Annotated in this window: 21 protein-coding genes; 4 read left to right on the top strand and 17 right to left on the bottom strand. The window is 67.1% G+C overall.

What is annotated here, in order from left to right; genetic code table 11:
* Positions 1 to 15: 15 nt before the first annotated feature.
* The 3 genes from PV768_RS08710 to PV768_RS08700 form a co-directional block, all read right to left on the bottom strand.
* Positions 16 to 507, bottom strand: a complete 492-nt coding sequence (locus tag PV768_RS08710; protein WP_321215871.1) for a regulatory protein RecX — start codon at positions 505 to 507, stop codon at positions 16 to 18.
* 135 nt (positions 508 to 642) lie between these two features.
* Positions 643 to 1698 (bottom strand): recombinase RecA, encoded by a 1056-nt coding sequence (gene recA, locus PV768_RS08705; protein ID WP_066274884.1) that lies wholly within the window; start codon positions 1696 to 1698, stop codon positions 643 to 645.
* Positions 1699 to 1888: 190 nt separating this feature from the next.
* Positions 1889 to 2113 (bottom strand): DUF3046 domain-containing protein, encoded by a 225-nt coding sequence (locus PV768_RS08700; RefSeq protein ID WP_321215870.1) that lies wholly within the window; start codon positions 2111 to 2113, stop codon positions 1889 to 1891.
* Positions 2114 to 2153: 40 nt separating this feature from the next.
* Between PV768_RS08700 and PV768_RS08695 the strand changes: the two genes are divergently transcribed.
* Positions 2154 to 2687, top strand: a complete 534-nt coding sequence (locus tag PV768_RS08695) for a MarR family winged helix-turn-helix transcriptional regulator (protein ID WP_157238581.1) — start codon at positions 2154 to 2156, stop codon at positions 2685 to 2687.
* 78 nt (positions 2688 to 2765) lie between these two features.
* On the opposite strand, the gene PV768_RS08690 is transcribed toward PV768_RS08695, so the two are convergent.
* The 7 genes from PV768_RS08690 to PV768_RS08660 all read right to left on the bottom strand — a co-directional run bounded on the left by PV768_RS08690 (position 2766) and on the right by PV768_RS08660 (position 10722).
* Positions 2766 to 3218 carry a helix-turn-helix domain-containing protein gene (locus PV768_RS08690; RefSeq protein WP_043793869.1) on the bottom strand — a complete coding sequence of 151 codons (453 nt, stop codon included), beginning with the start codon at positions 3216 to 3218 and terminating at the stop codon, positions 2766 to 2768.
* A gap of 167 nt (positions 3219 to 3385) precedes the next feature.
* Entirely contained in the window at positions 3386 to 3865 is a 480-nt protein-coding gene (locus PV768_RS08685; protein ID WP_157238582.1) for a CinA family protein, read from the bottom strand.
* Positions 3862 to 4506, bottom strand: a complete 645-nt coding sequence (pgsA, locus tag PV768_RS08680) for a CDP-diacylglycerol--glycerol-3-phosphate 3-phosphatidyltransferase (RefSeq protein WP_421092806.1) — start codon at positions 4504 to 4506, stop codon at positions 3862 to 3864. Before pgsA ends, PV768_RS08685 begins: the two co-directional genes overlap by 4 nt.
* 23 nt (positions 4507 to 4529) lie before the next feature.
* The gene (locus PV768_RS08675; RefSeq protein WP_421092805.1) at positions 4530 to 7448 is read right to left on the bottom strand and encodes a DNA translocase FtsK; all 2919 of its coding nucleotides are present in this window, start codon (positions 7446 to 7448) and stop codon (positions 4530 to 4532) included.
* A gap of 134 nt (positions 7449 to 7582) precedes the next feature.
* Positions 7583 to 9274 carry a ribonuclease J gene (locus tag PV768_RS08670; RefSeq protein WP_157238584.1) on the bottom strand — a complete coding sequence of 564 codons (1692 nt, stop codon included), beginning with the start codon at positions 9272 to 9274 and terminating at the stop codon, positions 7583 to 7585.
* A gap of 41 nt (positions 9275 to 9315) precedes the next feature.
* The gene (gene dapA, locus PV768_RS08665; RefSeq protein ID WP_157238585.1) at positions 9316 to 10224 is read right to left on the bottom strand and encodes a 4-hydroxy-tetrahydrodipicolinate synthase; all 909 of its coding nucleotides are present in this window, start codon (positions 10222 to 10224) and stop codon (positions 9316 to 9318) included.
* A gap of 138 nt (positions 10225 to 10362) precedes the next feature.
* Positions 10363 to 10722: a hypothetical protein gene (locus PV768_RS08660; protein WP_370460360.1), complete on the bottom strand. Its 360-nt coding sequence runs from the start codon at positions 10720 to 10722 to the stop codon at positions 10363 to 10365.
* Positions 10723 to 10806: 84 nt separating this feature from the next.
* Here PV768_RS08660 and PV768_RS08655 point away from each other — a divergent pair, with 84 nt between their 5' ends.
* Complete coding sequence (locus tag PV768_RS08655) at positions 10807 to 12042, top strand: heparan-alpha-glucosaminide N-acetyltransferase domain-containing protein (RefSeq protein ID WP_421092804.1); 1236 nt, start codon at positions 10807 to 10809, stop codon at positions 12040 to 12042.
* 54 nt (positions 12043 to 12096) lie between these two features.
* Here the strand turns inward: PV768_RS08655 and PV768_RS08650 are convergent, their stop codons facing one another.
* From PV768_RS08650 to PV768_RS08620, 7 genes are all read right to left on the bottom strand, one after another.
* Positions 12097 to 12576: a hypothetical protein gene (locus tag PV768_RS08650; protein WP_421092803.1), complete on the bottom strand. Its 480-nt coding sequence runs from the start codon at positions 12574 to 12576 to the stop codon at positions 12097 to 12099.
* Positions 12577 to 12579: 3 nt separating this feature from the next.
* Positions 12580 to 13350, bottom strand: coding sequence for a 4-hydroxy-tetrahydrodipicolinate reductase (gene dapB / locus PV768_RS08645; RefSeq protein WP_421092802.1), 771 nt, complete (start codon positions 13348 to 13350; stop codon positions 12580 to 12582).
* Positions 13351 to 13446: 96 nt separating this feature from the next.
* Positions 13447 to 13920 (bottom strand): molybdenum cofactor biosynthesis protein MoaE, encoded by a 474-nt coding sequence (locus PV768_RS08640; protein WP_321215865.1) that lies wholly within the window; start codon positions 13918 to 13920, stop codon positions 13447 to 13449.
* Complete coding sequence (locus PV768_RS08635) at positions 13910 to 14440, bottom strand: MogA/MoaB family molybdenum cofactor biosynthesis protein (RefSeq protein WP_321215864.1); 531 nt, start codon at positions 14438 to 14440, stop codon at positions 13910 to 13912. Before PV768_RS08635 ends, PV768_RS08640 begins: the two co-directional genes overlap by 11 nt.
* Positions 14437 to 14931 (bottom strand): cyclic pyranopterin monophosphate synthase MoaC, encoded by a 495-nt coding sequence (moaC, locus tag PV768_RS08630; RefSeq protein ID WP_157238588.1) that lies wholly within the window; start codon positions 14929 to 14931, stop codon positions 14437 to 14439. Before moaC ends, PV768_RS08635 begins: the two co-directional genes overlap by 4 nt.
* A complete protein-coding gene (glp, locus tag PV768_RS08625) occupies positions 14919 to 16196 on the bottom strand; it encodes a gephyrin-like molybdotransferase Glp (RefSeq protein WP_421092801.1) in 1278 nt (425 codons plus the stop codon). The genes moaC and glp overlap by 13 nt, the downstream gene beginning before the upstream one ends.
* A gap of 23 nt (positions 16197 to 16219) precedes the next feature.
* Positions 16220 to 17740, bottom strand: a complete 1521-nt coding sequence (locus PV768_RS08620) for a molybdopterin-dependent oxidoreductase (protein ID WP_421092830.1) — start codon at positions 17738 to 17740, stop codon at positions 16220 to 16222.
* A gap of 294 nt (positions 17741 to 18034) precedes the next feature.
* Here PV768_RS08620 and moaA point away from each other — a divergent pair, with 294 nt between their 5' ends.
* Positions 18035 to 19168, top strand: coding sequence for a GTP 3',8-cyclase MoaA (gene moaA, locus PV768_RS08615; RefSeq protein ID WP_421092800.1), 1134 nt, complete (start codon positions 18035 to 18037; stop codon positions 19166 to 19168).
* Between the two features lie 5 nt (positions 19169 to 19173).
* Positions 19174 to 19440, top strand: a complete 267-nt coding sequence (locus PV768_RS08610; protein ID WP_157238589.1) for a MoaD/ThiS family protein — start codon at positions 19174 to 19176, stop codon at positions 19438 to 19440.
* Positions 19441 to 19637 lie beyond the last annotated feature (197 nt).

The following is a 19637-nucleotide window of genomic DNA, read 5'->3' as shown; positions in this document are numbered from 1 at the left end:
TTAAGGGTACCGGTTTTACCGTTCGCCACTGTCGGCTGCGGCCCGGGACTCCAGGACGTCGTTGACGATCCGGAATGCCTGGGACGGCTGGTAGCCCTTGCGGGCCAGCATGGAGGCCAGCCGGCGCGCAGCCTTGTCCCGTTCCGCCCGGTCCTGAAGATCCGTCCCTGGGCGGAGCTTCCGCTCAACGAGTTGCCTTGCTGCGGCTTCTTCATCTGCGTCCGACAACTGTTCCAGCGCCGCGGCGGCAGTCTCCTGGTCGATGCCTTTCTCCGCCAGCTCGCGCCGGAGTGCGCCCTTTGCCAGCTTCCGCGACTGGGCGCGGCTCCGAACCCACATGTCGGCGAAGTCGGCGTCGTTGATCAGGCGGGCTTCCTGGAACCGGTCCAGCACTGCCTCTGCGACGTCTTCCGGGATGTTCCGCTCTGCAAGCTTCTGTGCGAGCTGCAACCTGCTCTTGGCTGAGGCTGTTAGCTGCCGATAGACGATGGACTGCGCAACCGACACCGGATCAGGCTCGGCATCCCCTGCAACGGGAGAGTCCGGAGCCGGGCCGTCCTGGAGGTCATCGGCATACGAAGCGGCGCGCCGCCCGCCGGCTCTGGACCGGCGGGGGCGCGCATTTTCAGGGCTGGTCAACGGTTAGAACCCGTCAACGGCCTTCAGCTTCGGGGAATCCTTGGATTCGGGCTCCGCAGGCTTGACGCCGACACCAAGCTTTTCCTTGATCAGGCGCTCGAGTTCGGCGGCCAGTTCAGGGTTGTCGCGCAGGAACCGGCGCGAGTTCTCCATGCCCTGGCCCAGCTGGTCGCCATCGTAGGTGAACCAGGAGCCGGACTTCTTGATGATGCCGTGCTCCACGCCCATGTCGATGATGCCGCCCTCGCGGGAGATGCCCTGGCCGTAGATGATGTCGAACTCGGCCACCTTGAAGGGCGGGGCCATCTTGTTCTTGACGATCTTCGCCTTGGTCCGGTTACCGACCGAATCCGCGCCTTCCTTGAGGGTCTGGATGCGGCGCACATCGATACGGATGGAGGCGTAGAACTTCAGGGCCTTACCGCCGGTGGTGGTTTCGGGGGAACCGAAGAAGACGCCGATCTTTTCACGGAGCTGGTTGATGAAGATGGCGGTGGTCTTCGTCTGGCTCAGGCGGCCGGTGATCTTACGCAGGGCCTGGCTCATGAGCCGTGCCTGCAGGCCCACGTGGCTGTCGCCCATGTCGCCTTCAATTTCGGCACGGGGCACCAGCGCCGCGACGGAGTCGATCACGATAACGTCCAGGGAACCTGAACCCACCAGCATGTCCATGATTTCGAGGGCCTGCTCGCCGGTGTCCGGCTGGGAGACCAGGAGGGCGTCCGTGTCCACACCGAGCTTGGCGGCGTACTCAGGATCGAGGGCGTGCTCGGCGTCGATGAAGGCGGCGATGCCGCCCAGTCGCTGGGCGTTGGCCACTGCGTGCAGGGCAACGGTGGTTTTACCGGAAGATTCCGGGCCGTAGATTTCAACGACGCGGCCCCGGGGAAGGCCGCCAATTCCCAAGGCAACGTCCAGGGCGATGGAGCCTGTGGGGATGACCTCGATGGGGGCCCGGACTTCATCGCCGAGCCGCATGACCGAGCCTTTACCGAACTGCTTGTCGATCTGGGCCAGCGCTGCTTCGAGCGCTTTTGCACGATCCGGGGCTGCCGCCATGGTTCACACCTCTAATGCTTTCTCGCTTTGGAGTGGCCTCAGCGGCCGTTTATTGGTCATCTCTGACGCTAATGGGACCCACTGACATTCCGGCCGGATAACGGCGGCTATGTGGATAACCCGCTATGAAAAGCATAGCTTTACCCGAACAGGTATTCGAACAGGAGCGCGGCGTGTCAGGAGAATCAGGCTAGTTCGCGCGGGGCTTGAGGTCCCGGCCCAGCCTGCGCTCGGCGGGGACGTCCTGGACGTCGCAGACTGCCAGCCACACCTTGCGGGGTTCCACCCCGGCAGCCAGCGCCTGGTCCGCAGTGCGCCCGCCCACCCCGGCCAGCACAAGCGTGCTGCTGAGGACCCGCGAGTACCCGGCGCCGAATTCGTCGTCCATAAGCCGCCAATAATCGCTGATTCGCACCAGAAAAGTCTCTCACGATCCGCACCCTAGAATTGTTGCCATGAGCAGCTCCCCCGACGTCCCCTCCCTGCAAGGCCGCCACGACGAAGCCACCGTGGACGCCGCGTTGCAGAACGTGGAGCACCAGATCAGCCTCTTCTGGCGGCGCGCCCGGGCCATTTCCAACCAACTCTCCCGCCAGGTCCATCCGGACATGGAGCCGGCCGCCTATGGCCTGCTGACGGTGATCCGCAGGGAGGGCCCGATCAGGCTCACCGACCTGGCCATGAACATTGGCGTGGGCAAGCCGTCCGTCAGCCGGCAGATTGCGTTCCTCGAGAGCCTGGGACTCGTGTCCAAGGAGGCAGATCCGCTGGACGGGCGCGCCCAGGCCATCCGGCTCACTCCTAAGGGTGAGGAGAAGATGCACCAGGTCCAGGATGCCCGGCGGCAGGTGTTTCGTGAACGCCTGGGCGAATGGCCGGTGGAGGACTTGGAAGAACTGGCCCGGTACATGGCCAAATTGAACTCCACGTACGAGCGTGACGGGTTCCCGAAGGACGGGCCGGCGGCCGCCCCTGCGGAAGACACGTAGGCGGATACGACTGAAGCCCCCGGCACGGCCGGAGGCTTCAGTGTGTCTTGTTTCCAAGGCCGCCTTGCGGCGGCGCGCTTACCGGGCGCCGGAAAGAAGGCCGGTGGAAAGTTCGTCGTTGAGTTCAGTGTTCAGGTCGCGCTCAAGGTCGCGGCCATAACGCTGGGAGAACTCCTGCGGAACGGTGTCCGGAACGGCAACGCCTTCGGCAACTGCCACACGGTCGCTCACTTCGCGGAGCATGCTGGACAACGGGACATCCAGCGCCGAGCAGATCGAAGAGAGGAGCTCGGATGACGCTTCCTTCTGGCCGCGCTCCACTTCACTGAGGTAACCCAGGGAGACACGGGCGCTGTGCGAGACTTCACGGAGCGTACGCCCCTGACGCTGGCGGACATCGCGCAGGACATCACCGATTTCGTGACGAAGTACAACCATCTTGCGCTCCTTCTGTTCGCTCTTAGCCTGATCGGCGAGGCCCACATCCTTCCAGCGGACAACGCCGTTAACGGATACGGGCTGCTTTACCATCTGTATCGCCTTGCTCCCTCATAGGTCAGGTCCGCGGTGGCGCGAACCGTCGTGGTCATTTCATCCTAGGCGCCTCCGCTATCCGGAAGCGACACAATGTAATAACTAATCGGTACCGGCTTTTGTTCCCGCCAACTTTACATCCGGGTAACTTCGGCCGGCCGGGTTCACCGGGACAGGGCCTCCAGAAGCCGTTCCAAGGCAGCCCCGCAGGCCTGTCCGCGGATTTCTGCACGGTTGCCGGCGAAGGAATACTCGAAGGCTTCCGTCCCGGCGGCGGTGGCTATGCCTACATACACGGTTCCCACCGGCTTTCCGTCGTGCTCATCCGGCCCCGCAACGCCGGTGGTGGAGACGCCGATGTCAGCGCGCAGGACTGTCCGGGCTCCGGCCGCCATGGCTGCGGCGACGCCGGGGTCGACGGATCCGACGCGGGCCAGCAACTCGGCCGGGACGTCCAGGACCGATTCCTTGACCGAGTTCTGGTAGGCAACCACCCCGCCCTGCAGGATCCCGGAGGCGCCGGGCGTGTCGGCAAGGACTGCGGACACCATCCCGGCGGTCAGGGATTCTGCGGCGGCCACGGTGCGTCCTGTGTCGAGGGCTTTCCTGACTGCTTCCGCGGACAGATGGTGGAGGTTGGTCATGCCGGCTCCTGTCCTTTGCTGCTGCGTGCCTGCAGCTTTCCCTTCGCCCGAAGGCGCAGTGCCTCAATCACGTACTGGATGCCGGTCCAGACTGTGATGGCCACGGCCGCCATCATGACGGCGAACGCCACCCAGGCCAGCCATGGAGCGAAGGCACCCAGCGGCAGGAGGTACAGGAAGATGGCCGCAGTCTGCACAACGGTCTTGAGCTTTCCGCCCCGCGAAGCAGGGATGACGCCGTAGCGGATCACGAAGAAGCGCAGCGCGGTGATGCCCCACTCGCGGACCAGGATCACCAGTGTGGCCCACCAAGGCAGTTCGCCCAGCACGGACAGCATCACCAGTGCGGAGCCGGTGAGCAGCTTGTCGGCAATGGGATCAGCGATCTTGCCGAAGTCCGTCACCAGGTTCCGGCTCCTGGCGATGTCGCCGTCGAGCTTGTCCGTATAGATGGCGACGGCGAACGCCGCGACCGCCGCCCACCGCCACGGCCCGGACGCGCTCTGCAGCCCCGGCGCGTCCGCGATAAGGAACCACACGAAGAACGGGACCAGCGCGATGCGGATCATGGTCAGGATATTGGGAAGGTTCCAGACCCCGGCACGGCCTGGGCCGGCCGCGGTGGCATCGGTGCTAGTCACGTTCCTAGGCTACAGTCTTTGGGCTAGCGCCCGGTGAGGGACCAGGCATCTTCGGAGCCGTCCTCGTCGTCGTAGCCGCCGGGCGGGGAATCCGAGCCGTCGTAATATTCGGCACTCTGCTTCCGCTGGTCGAGGTCCGCAGCCACGAGGTCTTCCGCGTATCCGCCCCGGGCGATGTTCGCATTGGCGTTGTCGCTCAGGGCTGCGGTCTGCGAGTCCGGCGCAGCGGGTGCGTCCTGGCCCTTCATGGCCGCCAGGACGGGGGCAAGATCGTCCGGCTTCACCAGGACGTCACGGGCCTTGGACCCTTCGGACGGGCCCACGACGCCCCGGGATTCCAGCAGGTCCATAAGGCGCCCAGCCTTGGCGAAGCCGACGCGGAGCTTGCGCTGGAGCATCGAGGTGGAGCCGAACTGCGTGGTGACCACGAGCTCGGTAGCCTGCAGCAGGACCTCGAGGTCGTCCCCGATGTCGTCATCGATCTGCTTCTTCGGCGCCTCCGCGGCAACATCGTCACGGTAGCTTGCCTGAAGCTGTCCCTTGACGTGCTCAACCACCTTGTGGATTTCGGACTCCGTGACCCAGGCGCCCTGGACGCGCATGGCTTTGGACGCGCCCATCGGCAGGAAGAGCGCGTCACCCTGGCCAATCAGCTTCTCGGCACCCGGCTGGTCCAGGACAACGCGCGAGTCCGTGACGGAGGACGTGGCAAACGCCATGCGGGACGGAACGTTGGCCTTGATCAGGCCGGTGACGACGTCCACGGAAGGCCGCTGGGTGGCCAGGACCAAGTGGATGCCTGCCGCCCGGGCAAGCTGCGTGATGCGCACGATCGAGTCTTCAACGTCGCGCGGGGCAACCATCATGAGGTCCGCGAGCTCGTCCACGATCACCAGCAGGTAGGGATACGGCCGGATGACGCGCTTGGAGTCCACCGGCGGCTGGACCTTGCCGGCCCGCACCGCCTTGTTGAAGTCGTCGATGTGCTTGAAGCCGTAGTTGGCGAGGTCGTCGTAGCGCGCGTCCATTTCGCGGACCACCCATTGCAGTGCCTCGGCGGCCTTTTTGGGGTTGGTGATGATGGGCGTGATCAGGTGCGGCACGCCCTCGTAGGCGGTCAGTTCCACGCGCTTGGGGTCCACCATCACCATGCGCACCTCGTCAGGGGTTGCGCGCATCAGGATGGACGTGATCATCGAGTTCACGAACGATGACTTGCCGGCACCGGTGGCGCCTGCCACGAGGAGGTGGGGCATCTTGGCGAGGTTGGCTACGACATAGCCGCCCTCCACATCCTTGCCCACGCCCATCACCATGGGGTGGTCCGTCCGGCGGGCGTTCTGGCTCCGCAGGACGTCGCCCAGCGAGACGGTCTCGCGGTCCGTATTCGGGATCTCAATGCCGATGGCCGATTTGCCCGGGATGGGGCTGAGGATCCGCACGTCGCTGGAGGCTACGGCATAGGAGATGTTCTTGGACAGCGCGGTGACGCGTTCCACCTTGGTTCCGGGGGCGAGTTCGATCTCGTACCTGGTAACGGTGGGGCCGCGGCTGAAGCCGGTGACGGTGGCGTCGACGTTGAACTGCTGGAGGGTGTCAGTCAGGGCAGCGACGACGGCGTCGTTGGCTTCCGTGCGCTCCTTGGGGATGGAGCCGGGCGTCAGGTAGTCCGATGCCGGGAGCGTGTACGTCACGTCGCCGGCGAGGGACAGCTGCTCGGTGCGCTGCGGAATGGGAACCGGCGGCGGGGCGGGCGCCACGGGGTTGGATGGCACTGTGGGGGCGGCTGCCGGTTTGGCAGCGGCTGCGGACATGCCGGGGGTGATCATGGGGATGGCTTCGGTTGCGTTCTCCCCCGCCGGAGCCGCTCCCTGCGCCGCGCTGCCCAGGCCCTGGGCAGCTTTGATCTTCTCGACGGCGATCTCCGCCTGGGTGGGCCGCCGGACTCCCGGCGCCGGGCGGGCCGCCGCGCCTCCCTTTGCGTCATCGTCGTCGATCACCGCGTGCTCGAAGGCTTCGTCCCCTACATAGCCCTCCAGTCCGGCGTCGGCGTCCTCCTCATCCTTGCCGAAGAAGCGGCGCTTCTTCTTGGGGGCCTTGGACGCTGTGGCGGGCGCGGTCCGTTCCAGGTAGCTGCGGTCATGGGCGTCCCGGTCCTGGTCATCCAGCAGGTCAATGCCCATCAGGTGCTCGTAGCCGGCGCGCAGTCGGCGCGGAATCGCGGTGAACGGAGTAGCCGTAATGATCAGCAGGGAAATGAAGGCCAGCAGCAAGTAGAACACGACTGGAACGGCGGGATGGATGGCGGCCAACGGCGACGCAGCGAGGAAACCCAGCATGCCCCCGGCCTGGCGGAGGCCGTCGAAGCCGTCGGCGACGGTGGGCTGTCCGCCGAGGATGTGGGCCAGTCCGCAGCCGGCGAACGTCATGATCAGGAAGCCGATGCCCACCCGGTTGTTGCCCCGCCCGTCCGAGGGCTGGCGGAAGAGCCGGAACGCGCAGACAAACAGCATCAGCGGAAGAAGCAGGGAGATCCACCCGAAGGTGCCGTTGACCACGGCGTACACCGCGTCCGGGAACCAGCCCGTCAGGCCCCACCAGGCGAAGGTGGCAATAAAGATGCCAAGGGCCAGGTTGAACAGGGCGGCGCCGTCACGGCGTTCTTCCGCGGGGAGGTCGCTGACGTCGTGGCCGATGCGCCGCACGCCTCCGCCCACCAGGTGGCCCACTCCCAGCCAGGCTCCGCCCACCACGCGCAGCAGCCACGGCTGGTGGTGCTCGACGGCGGGAAGCTGGCGGGTGCGCGCGGTGCTGGAAGAGCCGCCGGCACGCCCCGATTTGGCCGCCGTGGAGCCTGAACCGCGGCCGGAGGAGCTGCCGGTTTTGCTTCCGGCGCTGCCCCTGCTGGAGCCATTGGGCGCGGACGTAGTACGAGTGGCCATACCAGCCACGGTACCCGAGTTGGGCTGGTTTTCCGGGGATTTGGACCCCCTGGTCCGCCGGTTCGCGGCCCTTAAACGCGTCCGGCCCGCGGCCCCGTCGGACGGGAGCGCGGGCCGGAGCAGGCAGGCTGGTGTCAGGCCTCGAGCACCACGGGGATGATCATCGGCTTCCGGCGGAGCTTGCGGTTGACCCAGGTGCCCACCACGCGGCGGACCACCTGCTGGAGCTGGTGGCTGGTGTGGTCCGCGTGGTTGAGGACCGCCTCCTCCAGCGCCGCGTTGATCTTGGGGATGATTTCGTCGAACACGGAGTCGTCCTCCGCCACGCCGCGGGCGTGGATCTCGGGGCCGGATACCACCTTGCCGGTGGCGCGGTGGATGACGGTGATGATGGAGATGAAGCCTTCGTCGCCGAGGATCCTGCGGTCCTTGAGGTCGGCGTCCGTGATCTCGCCGACGCTGGAGCCGTCCACGTAAACGAAGCCGACTTCCACCTGGCCCACGACGTCTGCCCGGTGGTCCTTCAGGTCGATGACGGTGCCGTTGTCCGCGAGGATGACGCTGGCTTCGGGCACGCCGGACTCGATGGCGATCTTGCCGTTGGCGATCAGGTGGCGGGTCTCACCGTGCACCGGCATGGCGTTGAGCGGCTCGAGGATGTTGTAGCAGTAAAGGAGTTCACCGGCGGCGGCGTGGCCCGAGACGTGGACCTTGGCGTTGCCCTTGTGGATCACGTCGGCGCCGAGCTTGAGCAGCCCGTTGATGATCCGGAAGACGGCGTTCTCGTTGCCGGGGATGAGGCTGGAGGCAAGGATGACGGTGTCACCGTCGCCCACCACCACGCGGTGGTCGCCGTTGGCCATCCGGGACAGGGCTGCCATGGGCTCACCCTGCGAACCGGTGGACATCAGCACCACGCGGTTGTCCGGAAGGTTGTCCACGTTCTTGATGTCCACGATCAGGCCCGGCGGGACGTCCAGGTACCCGAGCTTCTCGGCAATGGCCATGTTGCGGACCATGGAGCGGCCCACGAAGGCCACCTTGCGGTTGTGCTTGGCAGCTGCGTCCAGCACCTGCTGGACCCGGTGGACGTGCGACGAGAAGGACGCCACGATGATCCGTTTGGTGGCCTGGCCGAAGAGCCGTTCGAGCGTGGGCCCGATTTCCTTCTCGGCAGTGGTGAAGCCGGGGACGTCGGCGTTGGTGGAGTCGGACATGAAGAGGTCCACGCCCTCCTCGCCGAGCTTGGCGAAGTGCCGGAGGTCGGTGATGCGTCCGTCCAGCGGCAACTGGTCCATCTTGAAGTCGCCGGTGTGCAGGACGGTGCCGCCGGCGGTCCGGATGAACACGGCCAAAGCGTCGGGAATGGAGTGGTTGACGGCCACGAACTCACACTCGAACGGGCCGAACTTTTCGATCTGGCCTTCCTCGACCGTGAGGGTGTACGGCCGGATGCGGTGCTCCTGCAGCTTCGCCTCGATCAGGGCGAGGGTCAGCTGCGAGCCCACCAGCGGAATGTCGTTGCGGCGGCGCAGCAGGTACGGAACGGCTCCGATGTGGTCTTCGTGTCCATGGGTGAGGACAACGGCCACGATGTCGTCCAGCCGGTCCTCGATGTAGGAGAAATCAGGCAGGATCAGGTCGACGCCGGGCTGGGTTTCCTCGGGAAAAAGGACACCGCAGTCCACGATGAGCAGCTTGCCGTCGATTTCGAACACGGCCATGTTCCGGCCGATCTCCCCCAGTCCGCCCAGCGGAACAATCCGGAGGGTTCCCTGCGGCAGGCGGGGAGGGGTGACAAGGCCGGTGAGGGCAGTTTGGGTCATATTGCACTACTTTCCAGGCGGAAGGGTGCTGGTCTTACTCCTCAGGAAAAGACCAGCCCCGCTTCCGCCAAATCCCCGCGGATGGTTTCGATCTCGGCTTCGTCCGGCTCCACGAGGGGCAAACGGACAATCGAGTTGGGCAGGACTCCCTGCCATTTAAGAATCTGCTTGGCCGCAACGGCTCCCTGGACCCGCGTCATGGTGGCCCGGACCACTGGCAGGAGTTCAAAGTTGATCTTCCGGGCAGTGCTGAGGTCGTTCGCGTTGACGGCGTCGATGAGCTCGCGGAAGCGGCGCGTGGCCACGTGGGTTGTGACGCCCACCAGGCCGACGGCGCCAAGGGCCATCCACGGAAGGGTCAGTCCGTCGTCGCCCGAGTAGAAGAGGAGGTCCGTCTCGGCCATGACGCGCGTGGCGGCGACGAAGTCGGCCTTGGCGTCCTTGACTGCCACGATGTTCGGGTGCTGCGCCAGCCGGATCATGGTGTCCGGCTCAATGGCGATGGAGGAGCGGCCGGGGATGTCGTACAGCATGACGGGCACGTCGACGGCGGAGGCCACCGTTTCGAAGTGGGCGCGGACCCCGGCCTGGCTGGGCTTGTTGTAGTAGGGCGTCACCAGGAGGAGGCCGTCGACGCCGAGGGCCGCCGCCTGCCGGGAAAGGTGCACCGAGTGGGCGGTGTCGTTGGTGCCCGTGCCGGCGATGATGGCAGCGCGGCCGCCGACAGCGTCCTTGACGGCGCGGAACATGCCGAGGTTTTCCTCGTCGGTGAGGGTGGATGTTTCGCCCGTGGTTCCGGTGACCACCAGGCCGTCGCAGCCGTCATCCACCAGCTTGCTGGCCAGTTCAGCGGCCTGCTCGTAATCCACTGCGCCGTCCTTGGTGAACGGTGTGACCATGGCGGTCAGAAGAGTACCAAGGGCAGGGAGATGCGCGGAATTGTCAGCCATGGAAAAAACGTTACCCTGTCAGCGGCTGGTTAGGACAATGCCGGGAGCGTGATGCACGTCAAACAGGCGGCCGCGCCCGTCGGCGCCAGCGGTTCCTCTCCCCTCCCCGGCACCTCCCCCGCACCGCATTCGGGGCAGTCAGGGAGCGTGCCGGCCTGCGGAGCGGGGCGCCCCTGCCGGCGGGCCGCAATACCGTCCGACGGCGGCCTGCCGCAGTTCCTCCGCCCATGAGGCAAGCCGCTGGGCGGCCCGGACATAGTGGAACAGCTCCACCGGGGTCAGTGCGTCGAGGTCCGCTTCCGCGAGGCGGCGGGCCAGCTCGGGACCCTCGGGCTGGGCTGCAAGGCTGATGCCTTCCTGCTCCCATTCGACATCCTCGGGCGGCCGGCCCGCCACCAGCTGGCGGAAGAGAAAGTCAACAACCCCTGGACTCATGGCCTTCATGAGCCCTGCATTGCCGGACTCATGGGCGGGAATTCCGGATGATGGAGTGTGCATGCAGCCCATATTATTCGAACACATATTCGAATACAAGGAGTTTCCTGACAGCTCCGGCACAGTCAGGTATGAGACGATCTGGTCATGACGTCCCGTACCCCGGCAAGAACGTCCCGCAAGACTGCCGGGCGGCCCGTGACGGCGCGGCTCCACGGCATCGACGCTGCCCGTGGCCTGGCCTTGCTGGGCATGATGGCCACCCACCTGCTTCCCACCTTCGAGTCGAACGCGGACCTGACCCCCACCTGGATTGGCCTCACCTTCTCGGGCCGGGCTGCGGCACTGTTTGCGGTACTTGCGGGGGTGGGCCTGGCCTTGTCCACCGGAAAGCACAAGCCGCTGCAGGGCCCTGACCTGGCCGCCGCCCGCCGCGGCGTTGCCCTGCGCGCCCTGGTGATTGCCGCCGTCGGACTTTCCCTGGGCGGGCTGGAGGTGAACCTGGCCATCATCCTGGTCCACTACGCGGTGCTGTTCCTGTGTGTCCTGCCTTTCCTGGGAATGGCGCTGAAGCAGCTCTGCGCCTGGGCCGGCGGCTGGGTCCTGGGGTCACCGGTGCTGGCATACCTGCTGCGCCCGTGGCTCCTCGCCGCCCAACCGCCGATGCAGCTGGGCCACAACCCCTCCTGGGAGGACCTCTCAACACCGGCAAGCCTGCTGGCGGACCTGTTCTTCACCGGCTACTACCCTGTGTTCCAGTGGCTTTCATACCTGCTCGTCGGACTCATCGTGGGCAGGCTGGTGCTGGGCAGGGCAATGGTCCCGGTGGTGCTGCTGGTAGGGGGCACTATCGTCGCAGTCCTGGCCAAGACCCTGGGTGTTACGGCAATGGAAAGCTGGGGCGGCCGGGCTGCACTGGAGGAGCTCCTGAATTCACCGGGGTATCCACTCGAGAGCATCCTGCAGGTCAACTTGACGGGAATCCCCCAGGAGGGGTCCTGGTGGTGGCTGGCGTCCGCCGCACCGCACTCGGCCACCACCTTGGACCTGCTGCACACGTCGGGCGTGGCTGTGGCGGCCATCGGGGCATGCCTGCTGCTGGGCCGGCTGGCCGAGTGGGTGGACCTGGACCTGCTGCTGCCGCTGCGCGGTGCGGGAGCGATGACCCTGAGCCTCTACGCAGTCCACGTCTGGGTGGTCTCCGGTTTCTACCTCAAACCGCTGCCGGCCGGCTGGACGGAGGACGGAATGTACTTCGCTCATGCCGCCACCGCAGTAATTGTGGGCATGGTGTTCGTGCTGCTGAAGTGGCGGGGGCCGCTGGAATGGCTGGGACACGCCGCGAACCGGGCGGGCCGGGGCGAGCCGCGGTCCATCCGCTAGCTGTGCTCAACACTAGCTGTGCTCAACCAGCGGGCACCGGGCGGCAGGGGGCTCCTAGGCTGGAACGTTCCCGCGGAAGAGCTTGATGGCGTCCCGCATGGAAGCGCGGGCGCGCTTCCGGTCGCCGGCGGCGTCATAGGCGCAGCTCAGGCGGAACCAGGAGCGCCAGTCATCCGGAGCCGCCTCAGCCTCCGAACGGTACTTCTCGAACTCCGCATCCGCGGCTGTCCGGACGATCCGGCCGGCCGGCGTGCGGGGCAGCTCGTCCACCGGCAGTCCGCCCTCCGCCTCCAGGACCTTGGCCATCTGCTCCGTGCGGGCACCGAACATCAGCTCCCGGATCAGGGCCCATGCACCAATGGCGGGCAGCACCAGGTACGCCGCACCGATAGCCTGCGCCGCGAGGTTGCTGTCCGTCAGCAGGAGGATGGAGCGCTGGAAGGACACCACCAGGTAGAAGACCAGCAGCAGGGTTACTGCTCCCACCCAGATCTTGGTGCGGTTCTTCCGAAAGCCGGCCAGCAGCCCGTTCATGGCCTAGAGCCCCAGGTCCAGGTAGCCGTCCAGGCCTACGGTCAGTCCGGGGTGTGTCGCCACGTTGCGGACGCCCAGCAGGACGCCGGGCATGAAGGAGGCGCGGTCGAACGAATCGTGGCGCAGCGTCAGCTGCTCGCCGGAACCGCCCAGCAGGACTTCCTGGTGCGCCACCAACCCCCGGAGGCGCACGCTGTGGACCCTTACGCCGTCAACGTCGCAGCCCCGTGCTCCGGCCAGTTCGCTGGTGGTGGCGTCCGGGCTGGGCGGCACCTGCGCCGCAGCGCGCTCGGCGGCGATGAGCTGGGCGGTGCGGACCGCCGTGCCCGAGGGTGCGTCCACCTTGTCCGGGTGGTGGAGCTCGATGATCTCGACTGATTCGAAGTACTTGGCGGCCTTGGCGGCGAAGGCGGAGGCCAGCACGGATCCGAGGGCGAAGTTCGGTGCGATCAGGACACCTGTCTCCGGATGGCCGGCCAGCAGGCTTTCCAGCGCGGACAGCCTGCCCGCGTCCCAGCCGGTGGTTCCCACAACAGCGTGGATGCCGTGTTCGACGGCGAACCGGACGTTCGCTTCGGTGCTTTCCGGAACCGTCAGGTCCACCACGAACCGGGCACCGGCAGCCGTGATCTGGTCCAGCGAATCGCCGCGTCCCAGGGCCGCCACCAGCTTCATGTCCGGTGCGGCTTCAATGGCTTTTACGGCTTCGGCGCCCATGCGCCCGTTCGCGCCCAGCACGGCAACGGGCAAGGGAGCAGGGAGTTGTTCGGTCATGCCGTTAAGCCTACCGGTGGGGCCGCGCCGCACAGGAACCAGGGACTGTGCGTTACCTCGCAGGAAGCATGGTGCCGGCCGGCACCAGCGGACGCCTCAGCTGCCGGCGCCGACCCACTCCACCGTGCCGTCAGTAAAGAACTGTTCCTTCCAGATGGGCACCTGTTCCTTGATCCGGTCCACCAGCTCAGAGCACACGGCGAAGGCCTGGCCCCGGTGGGCTGCGGACACCGCGCACACCAGCGCCGGATCGCCGATCTCCAGCATGCCGATCCGGTGCGCCGCCCAAATCCGCACCGGCTGCGGGGGCACGCTGCTGTCTCCGCTTCCGGCGGCCTGTTCCCCGGCAAGGCGCGCGACGACGTCGGCCATCACCTGGTGTGCCGTGGGATGCGCGCTGTAGCTGAGCCGCTCAACCGGCTTGCCGCCGTCGTGGTTCCGCACCACGCCGCTGAAGCTGACCACTGCCCCCGCAGTGTCGCTCTCCACTGCCGCAATGGCCTGGTCAACGGAGATTGGCTCCGCGCTCAGGACGGCGTTGACTACCTCGAAAACTGCTTCAGTGCCCATGTCCGCCTTCCAGCTGGTCGCAGAGGTGCCCGATCACGGGGTCCAGGACGGTCAGTCCGTCCATGACCCCTTTGGGTGATCCGGGCAGGTTGATGATGAAGGTACTGCCGGCCGCGCCGGCATAGCCGCGGCTCAGGGCCGCCAGCGGGGTCTTCGCGGCACCGGCGCGGCGAACTGCCTCCATGATGCCGGGAATCTCGCGGTCCAGCAGCGGAAGGGTGACGTCCGGGGTGCGGTCGTCCGGGCTGAGGCCTGTCCCGCCGCTGGTGATGACGACGGCGGGGTGCTGGGTGAGGAGCGCGCGGATGGCTGCGCCCACGGGCTCGCCGTCGGGGACCACCATGGCCGGGAACACGTCGAAGCCGTGTTCGGTCAGCCAGTCCGTAATCACGGGGCCGGTTTCGTCGTCGTAGATGCCGGCCGCAGCGCGGGTGGAGGCGATCACGACGCCGGCCTTCCGGCCCTGCACGTCGCCGTGCCGGTGCGGCTCGGGGGCATTGATGGTGCCGGGAGTAGTCACAGTGCCCAGTCCCCGCTCTTGCCGCCGCTCTTGGCCAGCACCTTGATGTCGGTCAGGACAGCGTGCTTGTCCACGGCCTTGATCATGTCGTAAACGCTCAGCGCCGCAACGGAGACTGCCGTGAGGGCTTCCATCTCCACGCCGGTGACGCCGCGGGTCTTCACGGTGGCGAGGATCGAAACCGTCGCGGCGCCAAGTTCGAAGTCCACGGTGACCTTGGACAGCGGCAGCGGATGGCACAGCGGTATCAGTTCCGGGGTCTTCTTGGCCGCCATGATCCCGGCAACCCGTGCCACGGCCAGGGCGTCCCCCTTGGGCAGTCCGCCCGAGCCGAGCAGGTCCATCACCTCGGAGGTGGTGTGGACCGTGGCGGTGGCGGTGGCCTCGCGGGTGGTTTCGGCTTTGGCGGACACGTCCACCATCTGGGCGCTGCCGTCCTGGCGCAGGTGCGTCAGCGCGGCCGGGGTTTGTTCTGCATTCACAGCATCCATACTTCCACCTCCGCACCGGCCGCGAGCGCGGCCACTCCTTCGGGGACGTGAACCAGCACGTTGGAACCCGCGAGCGCGTGCATCAGGTGTGAGCTTTCCCCGCCCTGCAGCTCCACCGTCCCGTCGGACTGCAACGTTCCCCGGCGGACCTGGTGCTTGTGTTCGGGAGACGTGAGCGGGTGGGCGAGGCGGGCGCGGAGGGGCAGGCGGGGTGCGGGCGTTCCCAGCAAACCCGCAAGCACCGGGCGGAGGAACATCTCGAAGGACACCAGGCAGCTGACAGGGTTGCCGGGGAAGCCCAGGAAGGGACGCCCGTCGAAGCTGCCGATCCCCTGCGGGCCCCCCGGCTGCATTGCCACATGGAGGAATTCCACCGGCTGGTCCTCCATGGCCTGCCGGACTACCTCGTAGGCGCCCTTGCTGACCCCTCCGGTGGTGACGATCAGGTCCGCCGCGCTGCCTTCGGCCCGCAGCAGCGCCCGCAGCGCGTCCGGGTTGTCCGTGGCAATGCCTGCCCGCCGGACCACCAGCCCCGCCTGCGTCATGGCCGCTTCCAGCAGGGTGCCATTGGAGTCGTAGATCTTGCCGGCGGGGAGCTCCTGGCCGGGCTCCACCACCTCGTCGCCGGTGGTCACCAGCAGGACCGTCACAGCCTTGTAGACCGTCACGTCCGGGATCCCCAGTGCCGCCAACAGTCCCAGCTGGGCCGGCCCCAGGAAAGTACCGGCTGCCAGGGCCGTCTCCCCGGCGAGGACGTCGCTGCCTGCTGCGCGCACAAACGTTCCGGGCGCTGCCGGGGGCAGACGCACCGTTGCTTGTTCCGCTGACTGCGCGGCGGGCGGCAGGAACCGGTCCGGAACGGCCCGCTCGATGGGAACGACGGCGTCCGCTCCGTCCGGGAGCATGGCTCCCGTCATGATCGGCGCGGCCATGCCAGGCTTTAGTCCGTCCGGACTGGCACCGGCGGGGACGGGAGGCATAACACGCAGCTCTCCGCCGCCGTCGGGCAGGTCAGCGGAGCGGACGGCGTAGCCGTCCATCTGGGAGTTGGGGAAGGGCGGCAGGCTGATGGGAGCCGGGACGTCGCCGACCAGGCCCCGGCCCAGGGCCTCACGCAGCGGCAGGCGCTCCGTCCGCTCCGGTGACCGCAAGGGCCGCAACAGATCGTCGACGGCGGCGACATGGCCAGCCGCGGACCGTGCGTGGTGCGGGGAACGGTGCAGTGCCTGGTCTACAGGCGTGCCATGCGGTTGCGGGCTGGTCATGGTTCCGCCTTCAGTGTCAGCCTTCAGGGTTTCACGTCCACTCTAATGGTGTGGAGCCCGGTGGCTCCGTTGGGGGCGGCAGGGCGGCTCTGCTCGTCCTGGACTTGGCCGGAGAGGTCCGTTGCCCTGACCTGGATTTCGTATTGCCCTTCCGTCAGGTCCAATCCCAGCTTCCACTGGTACCAGGTGTCCCGGGAGATTCCTTCCGCCAGTTCAGCTTGCTGCCACGGGCCCCGGTTCACCCTCAGCTCCACCTTCCCGATGCCGGTGTGCTGCGCCCAGGCCACGCCTCCGAACAGCACCCTTCCCGCCTTCACGGGGCGGCCGCCACGCGGCACATCGATCCTCGAGGAGGTCTTGATGGGACCCCGCTCCGACCAGCCTCGGGGTGTCCAGTAGGCGACGTCATCCGCGAACCTGGTGACCTTGAGTTGGGTGACCCATTTGGTGGCGGAGACGTAGCCGTAGAGTCCGGGCACCACCAGCCGCACGGGAAAGCCGTGCTCAAGGGGCAGCGGCTCGCCGTTCATTCCAATGGCAAGCAGCGCATCCCTGCCGTCGCTGAGCACCTCAAGGGGCGTTCCTGCGGTCCAGCCGTCGGCGCTCCTTGACAGGACCATGTCCGCGCCGGGCCGGGGGCCTGCCAGTGCCAGGAGCTCGCGGACCGGCCAGCCGAGCCAGCGCGCATTGCCGATAAGGTCGCCGCCCACGTTGTTGGACACGCAGGCGAGGGTGACATGGCGTTCAACCAGGGGTTTGGCCAGGAGATCGGCGAAGGACAGCTCAACCTCCCTGTCCACCATTCCCGTGACCCTCAGGACCCAGGTGGCGGGATCGACGGCGGGAACGGACAGTGCGGTATCGATGCGGTAAAAGTCGGCATTCGGGGTGACCAGCGGGGTGATGCCCTCGACTCCAGCCTCGGCAGTTGCCGGTATGGCCGGAGCTGCTGACGCGGGAGCCGGCAGGGCCACGCGGCCCCGGGCCTCGCTGACGACGGCGGCGGCACCGCGCCAGGCTGCCGCGAGCACGCCGCCGACTGCCGTGAAAGCGGCTCCCCCGGCCAAAGCCTGCAGGAAGCGGCGGCGGGCCGGGGCGGGAGTTGCTAAGGCGGCGGTCGGGGTTGGGGCGGGCGTCGCGGCTGGGTCGGGCTCCGCTGCCTGGCTCCCCCACTCCTGAAGCATGCGGACCAGGAACCGAAGCAGGACGACCGCCACGACGGCGGTGAACACCGCCAGGCTCATTGCGTTGACATTGGCCTGGGCACGGGTCAGGACGGCCGCAAGGCCGGCCAGGCCAAAGACGCCAACCATGGCGGCGCCGGCGTAGCGCCGCCGGTCCTCCACGACCCCTGCCAGCACCGCGAATCCGGCGATGACTAGCGCCATGCCCGCCAGGAGGGCAACTTTGTCCGCTGTCCCGAACACTGCCACAGCCCAGTCCTTGACACCGGGAGGAACGGCATCGATGACGGCACCGCCCACAGCAGTCACAGGTGACAGCGACGGACTGAACACCGCTGCCAAGAGTTCCCCCAGGACCAGGGCGCTGCCCACCGCGACCGCACCCGCCGCGGCTGCCAGCCACGCGCGGCGCCGTAGCGCCTGCCCATGCCCGCTCCGCTGCTCGCGCCCACGTCCATGCCGCAGGGAAGGCGCCGGGCGCTCCGGAAGCCGTGTCCCGCCGTCGTGCGTTGCCTGCTCTGGCTGGGAGCTGTCCACATCTCCAGCATAGATTCGCCGGATACCCGCGTCCCCGTTGCCGGCCACACATTCTGTTTGCCCTGCCCGCACCGTCCCGGGTGTGATGCAGAGCCCATCGTGGCGTAGCCTGAATCCATGAGTGTCCAGCTAGGCATGCCGCAGCCACGGGAGGAAGCGGGCGCAGCGCTGCCGTCCGTCCCGGCGGCCCGCCCCGCCGGCGCTGCTGCCGGACTCGTGGACCGGTACGGCCGCCGGGCCACGGACATGAGGCTGTCCCTGACGGACAAATGCAATCTCCGCTGCACGTACTGCATGCCCGCCGAGGGTTTGGAATGGCTCGCCAAGCAGGCAGTGATGTCCGCGGAGGAAATCGTGCGGATCGTGCGGATCGGCGTGGACCAGCTGGGTGTGCGCGAATTGCGCCTGACCGGTGGCGAACCGCTGGTGCGGCACGACCTGGTTGACATCATTGCCTCACTCCGCCGGAACCATCCCGGGCTGCCCATTTCAATGACCACCAACGGTGTGGGGCTGGCGAAGAAAGCCGCTGCATTGAAGGCGGCCGGCCTGACCCGGATCAACGTGTCCCTGGATTCGCTGCACGAGGAAACCTTCACCCAGCTGACCCGCCGGCCGTTCCTGGACCAGGTGCTGGCCGGGGTGGATGCCGCATGGGCGGCAGGTCTTGGCCCCGTCAAGCTCAACGCCGTCCTGATGCGCGGTATCAACGATGCCGAGGCGCCGTCATTGCTCGCATGGGCGCTGGAGCGCGGCTACGAGCTGCGGTTCATCGAGCAGATGCCGCTCGACGCAGACCATGGCTGGACGCGTCGGAACATGATAACGGCCGCCGAGATCCGTGGGCTGGTCTCGTCCGACTTTGTCCTCAGCCCCGACCCCCGCGCCCGTGACGGCGCCCCGGCGGAACGCTTTGAAGTACGACGGCGGGAGGCCGGGTCTGTTTCCGACGTTTTGTCCGGCCCGGCCCTGGGCACGGTGGGGATCATCGCCTCCGTGACGGAACCGTTCTGTTCAGACTGCCGCCGGACCCGGATCACCGCCGAGGGCAAGATCATGAGCTGCCTGTTCTCCCGGGAAGAGATTGACTTGCTGGGGCTCCTGCGTTCGGGAGCCAGCGACGGCGAACTCGCCCAGCGCTGGCAGGACGCCATGTGGCTTAAGCCCAAAGCCCACGGAATGGACCACGTGGGACTCGATGCTCCGGACTTCGTCCAGCCGGACCGCAGCATGAGCGCCATCGGGGGCTGAAACTTTTGAACGTACGTTACTTCGCTGCCGCACGCGCTGCCTCCGGCGTCGAGGAAGAGCGCTTCAACCTGGCGGCGGGTTCCACTGTTGCGGATCTCTTGGAGGCTGTCCTGGCAGTCGAGCGCCCTGAACCGCCCACCGGCACTCCTCCGCTGCCCCGCATCCTGTCCCGGAGCAGCTTCCTCCTCAATGAAGTCGCCGTGCGCGATCATTCGGTTGTGTTGAAGGCCGACGACGTAGTGGATGTGCTGCCTCCGTTCGCCGGGGGCTAGATGATCGAGTCCTACCGGATCTAGTGGTCGTAGGCGACCAGGTAGCGTCTGCGGTGTCCAGCTCGGCGGGACACGCCACTCCGCCCTTCACTTGGACCCGCACCCACGAGCACACCCGCACCCACAAGCCCTAAAATGTCGGTGCCTCGATGGATGATATCCACGTGGACACAGACACGACAGGTGAGATGATCAGC

Origin of the sequence: Pseudarthrobacter sp. CC4 (assembly GCF_048957775.1) — a bacterium.
GTDB lineage: Bacteria > Actinomycetota > Actinomycetes > Actinomycetales > Micrococcaceae > Arthrobacter.
The sequence above is the reverse complement of the archived record's forward strand: the minus strand, read 5'-3'. Positions and strand labels throughout refer to the sequence as shown.